The organism is Neptunitalea lumnitzerae (assembly GCF_027924185.1).
GTDB classification, from domain to species: Bacteria; Bacteroidota; Bacteroidia; order Flavobacteriales; family Flavobacteriaceae; genus Neptunitalea; species Neptunitalea lumnitzerae.
Map to the genome: position 1 here is coordinate 632,845 of NZ_BRVO01000002.1, position 14,874 is coordinate 647,718.

Sequence of the window (14,874 nt, forward strand, 5' to 3'; positions counted from 1 at the left end):
TTAATCTTTCTGTTTTTCTAAAATTATTGGACCTAATAATCCTGCTTTTAACAGCAGACGATTTTGTAACCTGAATGGAGCTGTTGTCCAAGTAAGTCTTTGCTCTTTAGGTAATAACTCATCTCCTATCAATCGGTTTGCCCAAGTATTAGTTACCTCAATTTCTAAAGTATTTTCTCCTTTTTGTATAGCTTTTGAAATATCTATCCTATAAGGAAACGTCCATAGCGTTCCACAATCTATTCCGTTTACCTTTACAGTTGCTATATTGGCAATATCCCCAAGATTAAGCCATACATTACTGGTTTCCCCATTTAAGAGAAATGTTTTGGTATAGATAGCCGTACCAGAATAATATTTAATACTATCATTAGAAGACGTACTCCAATCAAACAAATTATTAATTTGTATTGGATTCTTTGGTCCATGGAAATCAGCATTAAAGTGTATTTCCCAATGTTCATCTAATACTTCTACTTGAGTAAAATCCGCCTTCTTATTTCCTTTATCATAGCTTTTCAAATCAGTTTCTTCTTTGAAAATGATAAAGACAGATTGGTTTTTATCAAATGTTAAAGGTATAATTGTTCTATTTTTATCTATTATCCAAGAGCTAACCTCCCTAGATTCTCCTGAAACAGGATCATATATATATGGTTTTTTCCCTGCAACTCTAAAAGACATTCTAGTTTCTTTCTCTTCCTCCTTCTGATTAGATATAAAGTAAATCTCTTCTGTTTTTGTTTCCTTATGATTCCAAGCGAACTGTGAAACCTCATTTCTCTCTAAATCAGGAAATAGAACATCAGGCAATATGTCTATTTCTGTAAGATCTTGTTTCATATATGGCAACTCTAAAACCAAACCTTCGCCTATTTTCCATGAGTTTTTATGTGCTTGTTTTCCTTCCCAAATCTTATTGATAATTTGAGACCATTGTTCCTTATCTTCATTTAGTCCTGGTATTCTATCAGGTTTTTGTCCAACCATTATAGTTGCACCTTCAGTAACCAGCTTTAGAATTTTTTCGGCCACCTGAATGGACATCATATTGTTAGGCGACATTTTTCTAAAATCAGGAAAAATTAAGACGCTATAAGCTATATCTCCTTCAAAATAAACCTTACCATCTACTACATGAGCATTGTTAATAAGTGCATCAGGATTAAAAGAATCATACTTGTAACCATTTAGTGGATTCACCCATTCAGAGAGGTCTGTTACATTTTTAGAATAGGTAACCTCAGCAGGCATTTTGGCTGTTGGTAATCCTTCATTTTTAACGCGCTCTTTCTCTACTTTCAGTTTTTCTTTACCAAACATATTAGGTATAAAAGGCACTAAACGATCTGGTAATACCGATCTTGACGGAAGTTCCTCCCCTGTAAATACAGCAATATCCACTACCGGAATTCCTTTTTGTAATTGATATTGAACTCGTTTACAGTAGTTAATCCACTCTTTCCCTTGTTTCCACCAGGTTTGATCTCGTTGAAAATATAAACCAACACCATCCAGTGTCATTCCTGGTTTACGATCTATCCATGGGTTATGTACAAACACATGATAAAAGAAACGGTTAATGCCTAAGGCATAGTTTCGGTCTGCCAATGTTTTTATATTGCCAGGATGCTCATCCCAATCCATTCGTAATTGAGTAAATGCCTCAGCTTGAATAATAGGTTTTCCATAAATATGTCCTCCAGAAATGGCATCTAACATATCATTCGGTTTATCATGCGTTGGACTTCGCAACCAAAACTCTCCTCCTGGTAAATCAACAGTTTTAAAATGTAATAAAGCATCACTAACCATGGTTGGCGCCACATTTTCCGAACTAAAAGTTACTCCTAATTTATCAGCTTCTTCTCTTAGCGTACCATAAAAATTATCTGTTATTAATTCAGATATTGTTTTACGTACGTCGTGTAAAATTTGTTCTGTAACCGTAATATTATCTACAGGTATACCTGCCATCACTGGTAAATATTCTAATAAATCGTAGCCCCTTCTTTTTTTAAACTCTTCCCTGAAAACTGGTGACCAATTTTGGCTACCACATTCCCAACTATCTAAATGTAAAACACTTAACACCTTACCAGTCAATTCAGGTCCTGCTACTTGTGCTGACTTACCGTACCAGTGATCAAATTGAAATTTAATAGCTTCTTTATTAAACTTATCTACTTCCAAGCCTTTCCCCGCACCACCCGTAGCATTCATATGCCCTGTTGAGGTATGCCCAAAACGAATAATTTTCCAATTTCCTTCAGGAGCATTCCACTTAAGTTTTCCATCGGAATTTAGAAATTCAGAAATATTGATTAAATCACTTTTTGCAATACAATCTTCTAACGGTATTTGAACTTCTGTAGTTTCAGGACTCACCCTCCATACTGAACCATTTTTACCTTCATAATTATCTACCAAAGGAACATTACTTACATAAATACCCTTAATTTTTAAAGATTGTTTCCACTTAGCAGCATCTAAATCCTCTGAACCGGGTTCTGACCCTTCTGGATTATACACAAAACGAAAATATTTTGCTGTTGTTACGGGTATTGAAAACGTATGATTAGCATCAGTATCTTGCCAACCATGACGAGGTGCTGTAAATTGATGAATCTTTTTAAAATCTGTTCCATTATTACTCACCTCAATTGTTAACCTTTGAGCTTGGTAATTATTACCTGCTGTTTCTATTTCAACTGACTTACAAGTAAATGGTTCTTTAAATTCATATTGAATATAACCAGGTTCTGATAATTTAATCTTTCCTTCATTATGAATATCTGACAAAAAACTAGCATCTAAACCTACCAATGAGGTAGTTACCAATGGTGTTAATTCTTTGGACGATGTTTCTTTTGTTTTTAGTGGTATAGCATAGGTAGCTATATCTTTATAGTATCCTTCATAAGTATCGGGTTTTGGTAACATACATTCTATAGTGCTCCCACCGGTAAAAATTGTATCTGCCCAAACCACTTTTTGCATGGATTGTTCAGGTTTAATCCAAGGTCCACCAGCAACCGCAAAACCATCAGCGGCATGCATGGCTATTTCTAGTCCTAGTCTATCTGCTTCTTGGATAGCGAAACCTACCAAATCCCACCACTCTTTACTAAGTTGTAAAATTGGAGGATGAATCAATGGAGGGTCAGTTGGTCCCTTAATAGACATTAAATAAGCTCCTCCAATACCAGCCTCTTTCATGGCTTCTAAATCGGCGGTTATGCCTTCTTTAGTATAAGCACTTTGCATCCAATACCAATATACCCATGGTTGTGAACTTTTTTCTGTGGGTTCAAAATAGGTTTTAGTAGGTGTACTCTCATCTGAACAAGCCCCTATGAAAAGTGTTATAAGTAAAATAATTAAAATCTTTGCTTTCATTAATAACCGAACCTTTTTAGTGTTTTATCTAAACCATTCCTAGTGTATTCAAATGGCATTAAATAGAAACTATATTCATAATCTTTTGCCGGAATCTGATATTTATCTAGTGGTGCCCCTACATGAGACCAGCTATCGTTGCCACCTACGCCCATCTGAATCATATCAATGTTTACTGTAATAAAACCTGCATCCTGTAAGTCATAGGTATGTTTAGCTTCATTTAAATTTTGCTGTGTATATGGCCAAGCACTCATGCTCAACTTGTCTTTAGCAGAAACAACTAACAATCCTTTATTTTTACCTGAATTGGTAAGCCCCATCCAACGTACATCTGTACGGTTTGCATTTTCTTGTGGCATTACATAAGGTTCTGTAAAATCTTTTAGGGGTAATGAATAAATACCAGATAAAAATCCATGATTACGATCTATATAATTTTCATTAGGGCCTTTACCATACCAATTGATATCATTAAAGGAGTTATCAATTCCCATTTGCATACCAACTTTAGGTATATTCGGTAACTTGTTTGATGCTCTTAAATGATAATTTACTTGCACTAAACCATTATTAAACACCCTATATTTAATACTAACAGTAGCACTATCTTTTATTACTTCGTAAGTACTAATTACCGTTATTTGGTTGTCTTCTTTGGTATATTCAAACTCCAATAACTTAGGAGTAGCTTCATACCAAGATTTTAAAATTTTATGAGGTTTCCACCCTTTACGATCGTTATCAGTTAATGGTCTGGTAAAGTTTGGTAGCAATGGTGCAAATAACTGCTCTGTATCTTTAATTTTATATGATGTTAATGCTCCATTATCGCTATTAAACTGAATATGAAATGACTTTCCTTTTAACGTTATTGTACCATTCATATCTTCTACCACAACACTCTTTTCTTTTTCTACTTCTGGAACTATACTATTCTTAGTTTGCAACTCAAATTGGTCATGTGCTATTTCATAACCTGCAGGAGCCCATTCTTGCGATTTTGCTAAAAGAAAACGAATGGTTAAAAGGTATTCTGTGTTTGATTTTAACTTTGGTACTAGTTTATTTAATAGCAACAAAGTGTCTTTACCCGCTTCTACGTGTAATGGTTTTAATTCTTTTTTAAAGGCTACTTTACCATTTTTCATTAATTCTATTACAGGAATATAATCTGATAAAGATTTGATAGATTGACGATTGGTAATGCGTAAGGCATTGTCATTTTCTAACTTAGCAACTACGGGTTGATATACCCACTTATTCTCGTACATAGCCGCTTTGGGTCTACCATCTGATGCTACAAGACCATTTATATTAAAATTACCATCATGTAATTTTTCACCAAAATCACCCCCATAAGCATAAAACTCTTTACCAGTTACTGTATCTTTTTTTAATAAACCTTGATCTTTAAAATCCCAAATACATCCTCCTATAACTCGGGGTAAAGTTCTAAACTCATCCCATAGTTCTTTTAAATTACCTGTGGAGTTGCCCATAGAATGTGAATATTCTACAAAAATAATTGGACGTGTATCAGCATGTTTCTCCACCAAAAATTTAGGAGTAAAAACTCCGGGATAGAAACGACTCACCATATCTACATAAGGGGCATCTTTTGGGTTTTCAAATCGATAGGCATGTTCTTTTGGATAAGCTGCATCCGTTGGAGCCAAATATCCTTCTAATCTAGGATCGCCCTGAGCAGGTTCATAATGTACTGGGCGGGTGATATCAAATTCATGAACCCAACCTGCCATAGCTGCATGATTTGGGCCACTCCCCCCTTCATTTCCCAAACTCCAGAAAACGATACTTGGATGATTTTTATCTCGTTCTACCATTCTGGTCACTCGCTCCATATAAGCATTTATCCATCTAGGGTCATTACTTAACTTTCCTCCAATACCATGAGTTTCCTGATTTGCCTCATCCATCACCATAAGTCCATACTTATCACATAATTCATAAAAATACGGGTCGTTAGGATAATGACTTGTTCTAATAAAATTGAAGTTGAATTTTTTAATCGTTTTTATATCTTCCTCTATATCATCTCGTGTTAGAGCCTTCCCTCTTGTGGGATGATGATCGTGCCTATTAACACCATACACATACGTTTCCTTACCATTGATTAATAGTTTGCTGTTTTCTTTTGAAAATTCAATTGATCTAAAACCTACTTGGCAAGATTTTACTTCGGTTATAGTACCTACCGAATCTTTTAGGATTAACAATAAAGTATATAAATTGGGGGCTTCAGTACTCCACTTTTTAGGATTTATAACTGTTTTTTGAAAAAAACCGAAACGTACATTGTCCAATCGTGGATAACTTTCATTAATTAAATTGATTACCGCTGTGTCTAGTGCCTTCTCAAAAACTGGCTTATGATGAGCATCATAAAGCTGCACTTCTAAATGGTACCCTGCAATGGTATCTCCTGTTAAGTTGTCCATCTCAGGACGTAGCTGAAAAAGAGCATCTTTATATTCTTTATCTAATTTTGTCTGGTAGAAAAAATCTTCAATGTGGAGCTTAGGTTCAGCCATAATAAATACCTCCCTTTGTATACCACTCATTCTCCAATGATCCTGATCTTCTAAATACGAACCATCACTCCAACGGAGAACCTGAACCGAAACTATATTTTCTCCCTGTTGAAGATAAGGTGTTATATTAAATTCAGACGGAAGAAAAGAATCTTCTCCATACCCCAAAAAAGCACCGTTTATCCATACTTGAAATGCCGAACTTACTGCTCCGAAATGAAGAGTAACTACTTTATCCTGCCAATCATCGGGTATTGTAAATGTTTTTTGGTAAGAACCTACTCCGTTGTAATCCTTTGGTACAAAGGGTGGATTCACAGGTCTAAAAGGATATACTGCGCTTTTATAAATAGGAATATCATAGCCTTTTAATTCCCAGTTAGAAGGAACTTCTATGGTATCCCATCCGGTAACTTTGCTTTTATAAAAATCTTTAGGAGCATCTGAGGAGTTAAAGGCAAAATTAAAAGACCATTCTCCGTTCAAAAATTGAATTCTACTTTTATTTCTATCTCCTTCTAAAGCATCTTCTATTGTTTTATAAGAGTAGGCTGTAGTTCTAGCCGCTTCTCTATTGATAGCCGTTGTTTGCGGATCTTCCCATGGTGCAAATACATATTTACCAGGTACTAAAGGTACCCCTGCTGGCTCCCCTGTAACTGTTTGCCCCTTTAAAGAAGGAGACAAACAACACAAGGATATTAACAAACAACAAATTTTAAAGTTATTTTTTTTGCCCATCTTCAATTTCAACAAATTGTAAATTACTTGTACCTAAATCTTTAGATGTTGCTACTGCTATACCACGCTGAAATTGTTTATTAACAGCACAATAAAAATGATAAACTACTCCATTTTCTTTCACTACAAAAGATTTATGAGCAAAAACCTCATCATAAGGTTCAGACGACTTAATTAAATCTTCACCTTCCCAATCTTTCCAATGAATTAAATCATTAGATACTGCAAAACGATTAAACGCTCCCTCTTTCCAGAAAGCACCAAAATAAAACATTACCCAAGTATCATTAATTCTCTGAATATAAGGGTCTCCCGAAATACCTTTGTGATGATTTATAAGCGGTTCATCACCATATCGTTGCCAATTTTTCATATCGTCAGATACCGCCATTGCAATACGTTCTGCACCTCTACCTGGGTTAATACTATCTCCACGAGCATTGTAGTACATTATAAAATCATGTCCCGTTTCTTTATCTACATCTCTTATAACGGTATTCTTATACATGGTACTATTATCCCACCATTTTACATCTTCATCTTTTGGAGATAGCACTGGCTGCTCTAGCCTTTTAAACTCATGAGGTTTGGTTGGGTCTTTATCTGTATACGCCATTCCTATAGAAAGTACTCCGGCTTCATACCCTGTACTATTACCTCCAAAATAACTCATCCAATACTTATCATCGTATTTTTGCCATTCATAACTACCTCCCCAAGTAGGGTCTTGCAAGTCTATATATCCAGCCTTTTGGTTCACATCCCAGTCGGTTGTGTCTTTTGAAAAAGACATTACCTTTCCTAAATGCTCCCAGTGTAGTAAATCATTACTTTCTGCTAACCAAGTTTCGTATCCTCTACCAGCATATATTAAATAGGTCATGTACCATTTTCCATCTTTTTTAAATACACTTGGACAGTCCATTTTATAGCTATTATCTTCTGGTACCATTACCAAACCATATTTATAAGGTGTACTTATTTCCTCATAAATTTCTTGCATAACCGCATCTGTTATTTCTCTTTTCTTTAGTTTTTCAGGTTTTACCTCTTTATTTTCATTAGTTCCTGAACAAGAGAATAGCATTGTTACACTCAGTGCTAAAATATATACGTTGTGTATACTCTTAAATTTCATGTTAAACTGACTTATATTTTAATTATCGAATTTTAGATAGATTGTATGAGATTGTATTCCGTTCAACCATTTAGGTTGAGAAGAAGGCCCCACCAAATCTGTTGCATTTACTTTATTTCTAACTGGAGGTATTACATCTAAAATAGAGATGCCAGTATGCGGCAAACGGTATAACAATTCGTCTCTACCATCTCTTGGGGTAAATACCCCTAAATAGGTAGTAGGCTTTTCATTAGCAATGGATATTTTACCTTCTTCTGTAGTGAAAGTTGCCCACCTCCAATTATTAAAATAACCTTTAAACTCTGGGTAATTAAATGATTCTCCAGGAATAGGGTCATTATACGCATTTTTCCATACGTCAAGGGTATTTCCCTTTATGCGGTTTTGCCATACTCTATACGGACCATCGCCCAACCATTCTTTTGCTTTCACTTTTTCTTCTGGATAATCAAAGCAAATGCCTGCCAAATCAACTACTCCATTATACTCATAGCTGTAATCTAATTGTAATAAACCATCGTTATAAATTGTCCATACCACTTTTTGCAAGATTCCGTGATACAATACAGTGATTATAATTTTATCCTCCTCCTTTTTGATATCCAACTGTTTAATTGATTCAGCTACATCTACAGCATCATCAACCACTTGTATTTCTTTATAAATACGATCCTCTCCTTTTTCAAAATCCGGATTTACCGTACCATCCAAGGTTCTATCTCCTCTGCGGGCTACAATTAATCTAGGTCCATTAGAAAAACTTATATTTTTACCCGATGTAGAGACATTGACCAATTTTCCTGTTTTCTTTGAAAACTCATAATTTGCAGACAACGCAGCTATTTTAATAATATCTTCTGTTTCTTCTGAAGAAATACTTCCTTTATTTTCAGGTACCAAGTATTGATTTTCTTTGTCCCATGTATACTCCCATTTCCATAATTCGTTACCATTCTTATTCTTAGCTGTTATGTACAAAACATCTGACTCTTGCCAATTGTTTGGAAGTTTTACATTCATTTTTCCAGATTCTTGAGGCTTTACATCAGGAGCTTTAATGGTTCCTGTTTTAATTGTTTTATGTTTATTTCCTTTGGCTTGAATACTTTCAAATTCAGCCAATTCCCATGAAAAAGAACAATCTTTCAAATTGGTGAAATCATACCTGTTTTCTACAATGAATGTACCGTCAAAATCTTTTGAAAGATGGGAGTCATTCATAAGCATTACCGGAGACCATACCTCTTTAATGGTAAAAAAACTACCTTCCTTTTCATGGTGAGGCCCCACAATACCATCGGCTCCATAATTGCCCTGATTATCTATTTGTCCGTTACGGTCTGTTCTTGCAATACCTTCATCTGCAAATACCCATAAATAACCACCACCACTTCTAGGATGCTTGCGCATGATTTCCCAGTAGTCATCTAAACCAGCTCCATGACCACCATCGTATAAACCATGTAAAAATTCTGTTGGCATAAATATGTTTTTACCCCTTTGGTATTCTTGTGTTTCGCCATAGGAACGATAGTGCATTGTTTCTACACCATTTAAATCTTGTTGCGGATGTAACACGGGTCTATTCTGTAAATCCCAAACAACAAACTGATTATCTAAATGCGTGTTCCAACCACCTTCGTTACCATTAGACCAAAAAATTATACTGGGATGATTCAAGTCTCTTGTAACCATTTCTTTTACCAGTTTACGACCAATAGCATCATCATAATGCCCATGCCAACCACCCAATTCATCCATTACATACAAGCCTAATTCATCACAAGCATTTAAAAAATCAGGATCAGGCGGGTAATGCGAAAGCCTAACGGCATTCATATTCATTTCCTTTATTAATTTCACATCTGCATAATTCAACTCCTTGTTTAATGTTCTGCCAGACTCTGGCCAAAAACTGTGTCTGTTCACTCCCTTCATTAAAACACGTTGTCCGTTCACATAAATACCATCACCTTCAACAATTTCAATGGTTCTAAAACCAAAACGATCTTTAACTATATGTAATAGCTCTTTCTTACCATCTACTTTTTTATATAATTTGAATTCAACATTATACAAATTAGGAGTTTCCGCTGTCCACTGATGAATGTTAGTAAACTTTCCAGACACATGAATTAAGTCGCTTCCCTCAGGCAAATCACCTATTAAGGTTTGTATCTTTTTAGCATTTGAATCTGTAACAACAGCCTCTACCATTAAATTTTCTTCCCCACTACCAATAAAGATGTTGGCATTAAATTCCCCTAAGTGATTAGCATCTATGGAAGTTCTATCTATAAACACTGATGGTAAAACCTCCAAAAAAACAGGACGAAATATTCCTCCGAAATTCCAGTAATCAGCTCTTCGCTCCGCAAGGTTAACACTACCATTTTCCGATTCTTTACTAACCTTAACTTCCAACAAGTTTCTTTTACCAAATTTTAGCAAGTTGGTAATATCGTAACTAAATCGGTAAAAAGCTCCTTGATGTTTATTTCCTGCAGAACGTCCGTTAATTCTAACTTCGGTATCGGTCATAGAACCATCAAATACAATCTTTATTTTTTTGTTTTCCCAAGCCTTAGGTACTTCAAACTCGTATTTGTATTCTCCTACTTCATCTGCAATACCTTCAGGGTGTGGTTTGCCATAGAATCTAATACCGTACTGATACGTACCATAGCCTTCCTGTTCCCAAACAGAAGGTACATTAATAACGCCCCATTCTCCACTATTTCGTCCATCGGAAACTTTAAAATCCCATTGCTTAGTATCTTGATAACCTTTACCGGATAAATAGACTCTTTCTGTTTCTTGTGCTTTTACAAAAACAGAAGTTAAAAGTAGCAGACCTAATATATAATTACTTCTTTTTTTCATATGCTTATTCAACCGCTTTATATTTAATACGGTAGTTTGTGTTGGGTTGTATAGTTAATTGATATTGCTGATGACCTATTTTTTCAATAGTTCCATTAGTAACAGATGGTTTTCTAACACTTTTAAATAGTAATGTACCAATACCACCCTTAGCAGATACTTTAATTTCTTTTGTAGTGGTATATATACTAATGTTTCCATAAGGAGTTGGTACGGTACCCTCCATCCACTGTAAACCTCCTAATACGGGCTCTATTTTATAGGTTTCGTACCCTGGTGTAAGGGGTTGCACTCCTAGGTAATACTTACCAAATAAATACACCGGACTGGCACCCCAAGCATGACAAAGACTTTTACCATAAGGTCTTCCGTACATAGCCAGTTGCTTCTCTCCTTTTTCATTAGGATCATATTTTTCCCAAAAAGAAGTAGCACCTAACTGAAGCATTCCACCCCAATAATTTCTTATTTCGTTTAACACATATTTCTGTTCTCCTAACTGGCATAAAGCCTCTAATTCATAAAAGCGCATATAAGGTGTGGTAATCTGCTGTACATTATCGTTTAGTAATACATTGGTTTTAACAGCCTCTTTCTTCTCTTCACTTAAATAATTAAAGAAAATAGCAAACATGTTGGTATACCTGGTTACTTTATCTTCAGTAGTATCATGTACGCTGTTATGTAAAAAAGCTCCTTTGTCTTTAGACCAAAACTGTTCAAAAATCTTTTTCTTTAAAGTTCCCGCTTCGGTTTTATAAAATTTTTCATTCTCAATATCTTCATTAATCTTAGCACACAATGCCATAGTTTCTAAACTTCTAGCCAATAACAATTGCTCAAAACTAACTTCTCCTTGCTTGCTTAAACCATCTGCCCAATCAATAAATACCCAATCTCCTGTTAAACCTTCCATCATACCATTGGTATTTCTACGTTTCAAACAGAAATCCATCAAGGTTTTCATTCTTGGATAAATTTGTTTTACAAACTCTTTATCTCCTGAAAATTTATAATAATCATACACACCTAAAAACCAATATAATGAATAGTCCATAATGGTGTTTATATGCGTATTAACAGGTTCTTTACCTCTTAAAGCATACATGGTTCTTTTAACTGAAGGATTATCAAAAAACAGATAATAATTCATCAAATAACTCTGATAAGCATCACCACTCCACACCCATCTATCTCTTTTTATTCCGTCTATAAAAAACTCTCTAGTAGTAAGGTGCATAGTGTATGCAGAAACATCCCATATCTTATTCAATTGCTCATCAGAACATTTAAAACTCCCTTTATAATCTAAAGGAAGATACTCATAAAGCATACTAACCGAATCTAACTTAACCTCTCCCTCTGTTTGAACATTTACGTAACGAAAGGCTTTACTACTTTCTATGACATACTCAGAATCAGTATTTTCAGTTACTTGAACTCTATCTAATGTTTCACAAAATTGTTCTGATTTAGCCTCCTCCATTGATTCACCATAATACACTGTAACAGAACCTACACCTTTTAATCCGTGTAATTTTATGTAACCAAAAGTTTCTTTGCCAAAATCGGCTACAAAGCCATTCTTATAGGTTTCTTGATTCTGAACGTACCAAGGCGTGGTTTCTAACTTATATTCAGAAGGTAATGCTGTTACAGAATTAAAATTCCAACTCCCTACTTGCTCCCATTCAGTTCCAGATACGCCTGATGCCAAGCCAGATTCATCAATCCATTCCTTATCTTCATAAGTAACTAGCCAAGATGAATCACTAACCAAATTATTACCTTCAACAAATAATGTAGGTACTCCTTTTTGATTGTATACCTTTATAGTAATGGTATGTTTTCCTGATGGTATTTCCATGTTTTCAAGAGCTCCATAATACATTTGTCCATCTAACTGAACTTTTGCTTGCCCTTCTACTTTTATGTTTACAACATCAGGTTTCGCAAGATTAAAATCTTTCGTAAAAGTCACTAAAGAATACGGACTATAATACCTCCATAAAGGTGGAAAAAATGCGCCTCTTTCCGTTCTTCTGGCCTGCATTTCATTGTTTAACCATATTTCATAATCTCCTGGATACCATATCCAAGTAGCATTGTTATTGGTATTTTGTGCAAACAAACCATGTACATAAATAGTACATATAAAAATGATTAAGAAAAATAATTTATTTTGTTTTTTCATCTGTTAATTTATCAAACAAGTATTGGTATTTAGGTTCTAAACCGGCATTATTTTTAATGGTCTCAGATACTTCTACTCCATTATTTTCCCACATATTACCTGGGCCATTGGCATTACAAAAAAACTTATCTATTTCTGTCCAGTTATTTTCAATTCGCATATAAGCAGAGCCTTCATCTAGGTAAATGTATTGTTTGTGATGTGGCATATGAGCATACGGTGCTTTCATTAAATCATAAATAGCATTCTCCTTAATCACAGTTCCAGGCTGAGCCGATAATGTATATATCCCAGCCACGTCATACATTTGATAGGCGAACTTATGTATTCTGTTTCCTTCAACTATATTGTTTTTCATACAATTAAGCGTTTTTGTCCATCCCCAGCCTAAGGATATAGCTGAATAATTAACTTCGCTAATATCGTTATGCGAAATACTAACATTCTTAGCATAACCAATACCAATACCCACACACCCCCAATCTTCATTAGTTGCATCTTGAATAATGTTGTTAGCTATACGAATATTTGAAACTACTTCTCTACTATCAGTGGGATTGTATGGCAGGTGTGCTTCAAAAGAAGAATTTCCAAAAAAACCTGCCTGTATAGCTGTACCACCTACATCTGTAAAAACGTTTCCTATTACTTCTACATTTTGTACACCCGTATCTATATCTATTCCAGTAGCCGCTACATGCTTTACCACACAATTGGTTACAAAAATATGGTGAGCATTTTGTATTTTAAACGCTGCCCCCTGTCTCCCCAACCATGCTTGATTTTCTAACCCTGCTTTGTCAGGGGTTCCAGGTACACTTAAGCTATATGCTTCTTCCATATAAAACCCTGCTTGTAAAGGAACATGACCTACTTTAGACGGACGTAGCCAAGTGGCATGTTCAAATGAAATATTTTCAAACTTTACGTAAGCTACTGGTGCATCTAAACTTCCCTTAACCTCTACTAGAGATTCTAACACGGGTACAATAACTTGATCTTTTTTTAGATCTTCTCCATTTCTAGGCCAATAATAAATTAACCCATTTCTAAAATCTGCGTACCATTCTCCTGCATGGTCTAATAACTCTATAGCTCCTACCCAATAAAAAGCAGAATTTCCGTTATATTCTTTTTTTTCATCAATAAAAGGAGCAGGCCAAGGATGCTCAAATTCAACCTGACTTGCCGGCTCCTTAAAGGTCAATTCTATTCCATTTTTATTTTTTACAATCGATTGCATTTTTAGATTTGCTATTGCCCACCATTGATGAATTACAAACTCTACATCATCTATATTGCTAAAATTATACTTTAGATTAGGTACTATTAACTTTCGGTTCTGCTTATCTACTCCTAAAATTCTATCTAGTTTAGCTGCATCTAAATTACTAGCACGAACCGCTTTCTTATTATTAACCCATAATTGACGAAAATTTAAATAAGTTCCGTCTATTATTGGAATATTAGCTACCCAAACATTCTTAGATGCTATCTTAGATAATCCTTTTACATTTTTAGAAAGCTTTTTCCAGCCTGTAATTGAAGTTCCCCCAGAAACGACCACCTTTTCATCCTCAACTCCCTTAATTATAGTCATACTATTTTCTGTACCTGCATCTTCAGAACGCAATTTGAGTGTACTATTGAGAAAATAGGTTCCTCCGGTTAAATAAATAATTGCATCATCATTTACAGCAGCATCATTAACCCTTCTGAGATCTCTTACTTTTCTAATAGCTATATCAATACTTTTTAATGGCTCAGATTTTGTCCCTTTATTAAAGTCATTACCACTAGCAGAAACCCATACTTCTGTCTGACTAAAAGCCAAAGTAGAAAATAGCCAAAGTAGACCTATACAAAGATGTTTCATAATATTGTTATAAAATCTGGTTACATTATTCATTCAAGCAACTAATTTATATAACCAACGAAAACCTTGTATCCTGTACTTACGT

6 protein-coding genes are annotated in these 14,874 nt (G+C 34.9%); all 6 read right to left on the bottom strand.

What is annotated here, in order from left to right:
* From Y10_RS10050 to Y10_RS10075, 6 genes are read right to left on the bottom strand one after another with little or no spacing between them, the layout of a single operon-like run.
* A complete protein-coding gene (locus tag Y10_RS10050) occupies window positions 1-3,399 on the bottom strand; it encodes a glycosyl hydrolase (protein ID WP_281765252.1) in 3,399 nt (1,132 codons plus the stop codon).
* Window positions 3,399-6,641 (bottom strand): glycoside hydrolase family 2 TIM barrel-domain containing protein, encoded by a 3,243-nt coding sequence (locus tag Y10_RS10055; RefSeq protein ID WP_281765253.1) that lies wholly within the window; start codon window positions 6,639-6,641, stop codon window positions 3,399-3,401. The genes Y10_RS10050 and Y10_RS10055 overlap by 1 nt, the downstream gene beginning before the upstream one ends.
* A 37-nt stretch (window positions 6,642-6,678) precedes the next feature.
* Window positions 6,679-7,833: a glycoside hydrolase family protein gene (locus tag Y10_RS10060; protein WP_281765254.1), complete on the bottom strand. Its 1,155-nt coding sequence runs from the start codon at window positions 7,831-7,833 to the stop codon at window positions 6,679-6,681.
* 18 nt (window positions 7,834-7,851) lie between these two features.
* Complete coding sequence (locus Y10_RS10065) at window positions 7,852-10,719, bottom strand: glycoside hydrolase family 2 TIM barrel-domain containing protein (protein ID WP_281765255.1); 2,868 nt, start codon at window positions 10,717-10,719, stop codon at window positions 7,852-7,854.
* Between the two features lie 4 nt (window positions 10,720-10,723).
* A complete protein-coding gene (locus Y10_RS10070; RefSeq protein ID WP_281765256.1) occupies window positions 10,724-12,913 on the bottom strand; it encodes an alpha-L-rhamnosidase-related protein in 2,190 nt (729 codons plus the stop codon).
* The gene (locus Y10_RS10075; RefSeq protein WP_281765257.1) at window positions 12,897-14,789 is read right to left on the bottom strand and encodes a right-handed parallel beta-helix repeat-containing protein; all 1,893 of its coding nucleotides are present in this window, start codon (window positions 14,787-14,789) and stop codon (window positions 12,897-12,899) included. The genes Y10_RS10070 and Y10_RS10075 overlap by 17 nt, the downstream gene beginning before the upstream one ends.
* Window positions 14,790-14,874 lie beyond the last annotated feature (85 nt).

What these genes read in the sequence shown, in the direction of transcription:
- Y10_RS10050 (WP_281765252.1), bottom strand. Translation starts at nt 3,399, where the DNA reads ATGAAAGCAAAGATTTTAATTATTTTACTTATAACACTTTTCATAGGG.
- Y10_RS10060 (WP_281765254.1), bottom strand. Translation starts at nt 7,833, where the DNA reads ATGAAATTTAAGAGTATACACAACGTATATATTTTAGCACTGAGTGTA.
- Y10_RS10065 (WP_281765255.1), bottom strand. Translation starts at nt 10,719, where the DNA reads ATGAAAAAAAGAAGTAATTATATATTAGGTCTGCTACTTTTAACTTCT.
- Y10_RS10070 (WP_281765256.1), bottom strand. Translation starts at nt 12,913, where the DNA reads ATGAAAAAACAAAATAAATTATTTTTCTTAATCATTTTTATATGTACT.
- Y10_RS10075 (WP_281765257.1), bottom strand. Translation starts at nt 14,789, where the DNA reads ATGAAACATCTTTGTATAGGTCTACTTTGGCTATTTTCTACTTTGGCT.